Annotated in this window: 3 protein-coding genes; 2 read left to right on the forward strand and 1 reads right to left on the reverse strand. The window is 50.0% G+C overall.

All coding sequences use genetic code 11. The annotated features are described in order from the left end of the window. Positions 1-235 precede the first annotated feature (235 nt). Positions 236-562, reverse strand: a complete 327-nt coding sequence (locus ACFRAK_RS28425; RefSeq protein ID WP_394573103.1) for a GyrI-like domain-containing protein — start codon at positions 560-562, stop codon at positions 236-238. Between the two features lie 53 nt (positions 563-615). On the opposite strand from ACFRAK_RS28425, the gene ACFRAK_RS28430 reads away from it, so the two are divergent. Together ACFRAK_RS28430 and ACFRAK_RS28435 are read left to right on the forward strand one after the other, a co-directional pair. Continuing rightward, the gene (locus tag ACFRAK_RS28430; RefSeq protein ID WP_394573104.1) at positions 616-870 is read left to right on the forward strand and encodes a GNAT family N-acetyltransferase; all 255 of its coding nucleotides are present in this window, start codon (positions 616-618) and stop codon (positions 868-870) included. Between the two features lie 340 nt (positions 871-1,210). Beyond that, a partial coding sequence (locus ACFRAK_RS28435; RefSeq protein ID WP_394573105.1) for a cytochrome ubiquinol oxidase subunit I occupies positions 1,211-1,669 on the forward strand: 459 nt, incomplete at its 3' end.

Here is a 1,669-nt window from a genome sequence, read left to right on the forward strand (position 1 = left end):
CAGGGGTTTATGGCATATCGCAGCCCATAGCCGTTATCATCAAGCGCATATCCAGTGTCTGTGACGATGGTACCTTGAACATCAACAAGCTCGTTAGAGGATGGGGGCGTGTGCATATTTTTTTCTGAAGCCTGCAACATCGCCAAGAAGGGACGAGTGCAGGCTCTAATTGTATCACGGGCAGATGGGGGGATTTACGAACGGGTAGTTATAGGCATATGATGGAATTATTGGATCACCCTAGGGGTACGCACAGCTCGCAGTAACCCACGTGGAGTTGTTCAAGCGCGTACCGTTCCATCACCGGCTTGTCGGCTATTCGATATCCTTTGCTTAGCAACGCTCTTTGGATATCCTCAGCGGTATGCCTAATCTTGAAGACGGCATAGTCCCCGCCCGGCAGTACGGTTTCCCTTACAGAGTCATCCCGAAGTTCCTTATGATCGATTAGTACAATGCAAGTATCGTATCGACAATGTTCAGGTGCTGTTCGATCGGGGAATCTTGTGCAATCCCGAAAATGACGGCTCCTTCCTGTAAAAGTTTTTTTTCCGCTACCCATTGCTTCAACCGTTCCATTGTGCTCGCATTCTGCGGACCATGGCAGGCACCGTGATGTTGAATATCTGCCTTCAAGCGCTGCATGGGGCTAGACCATATGGCGTTGTGGAAAATATTATCGTTCACCAGGACCACCGGAATCGCCGTATTGGCCAAAAGCTGCTCCAGCATGTGGAAGCCTATTGTAGATCCATCGATTGCCACCGAATCATGCTGCTCAGTCAAGCGCAGCGTCTGGACGCGCATCGCTTTTTTGAAAGGGAGGGATACAGCGGATCTGTGAGCAGAGGTTTCAAGAAATACTTATAGTGATGGATGACTTGAATTAGGATTATTCCATCACACACGAGACCTGCCCCGAGACCTCACGGATCTCCAAGGCAGGTTGTTTTCATTATGGTTCAGAGGGCCGGCAGGCGGTGTAATGTGAATATGATTACCGTTAAGCACAGAATGGGACGGGAAGCAATGGCTCGTAAGGATAGTTTTCTGTATTTTCACGACGTTGTCAGAAAGAAGTGAATGTTTCTTGAAAACACTTGTGATCTAACGCACATTCAACATGTACAGATTATACTGAGCACAATGCAGCATGAAGGCAGAGGTAGCGAAATATTTTACGAGAGTTAGGGAGAGGAGGCCGTAAGACGTGGAGATCGATACGGTGTTATGGAGCAGATGGTTAACGGGTCTTACCCTGACTTTTCACGTCATTTTTGCAACGATCGGCGTCGGAGTTCCGCTGATGATTGCCATAGCCGAATTTGTCGGCATACGAAAGAAAGATCCCCACTACATACTCATGGCCAAAAGATGGACGCGTGGCTTCATCATCTCCGTGGCCGTCGGCGTTGTGACCGGCACGGCTATCGCCTTGCAACTGGCCCTCGTCTGGCCGAATTTCATGCGGCTGGCGGGCAACGTCGTCGCGCTGCCGCTATTTATGGAGGTGTTCGCCTTCTTCTTCGAGGCGATCTTCCTCGGTATCTACCTGTACACCTGGAATCGATTCCGAAATCCGTACGTGCATTGGCTGCTGACGATCCCAATCGTCATCGGCGCAGGCATGTCGGCCTTCTTCATCACTACGGTGAACGGGTTTATGAAC

It is taken from the genome of Peribacillus sp. NPDC056705, assembly GCF_043656335.1.

What these genes read in the sequence shown, in the direction of transcription:
- ACFRAK_RS28425 (WP_394573103.1), bottom strand. Translation starts at nt 562, where the DNA reads ATGGGTAGCGGAAAAAAAACTTTTACAGGAAGGAGCCGTCATTTTCGG.
- ACFRAK_RS28430 (WP_394573104.1), top strand. Translation starts at nt 616, where the DNA reads ATGTTGAATATCTGCCTTCAAGCGCTGCATGGGGCTAGACCATATGGC.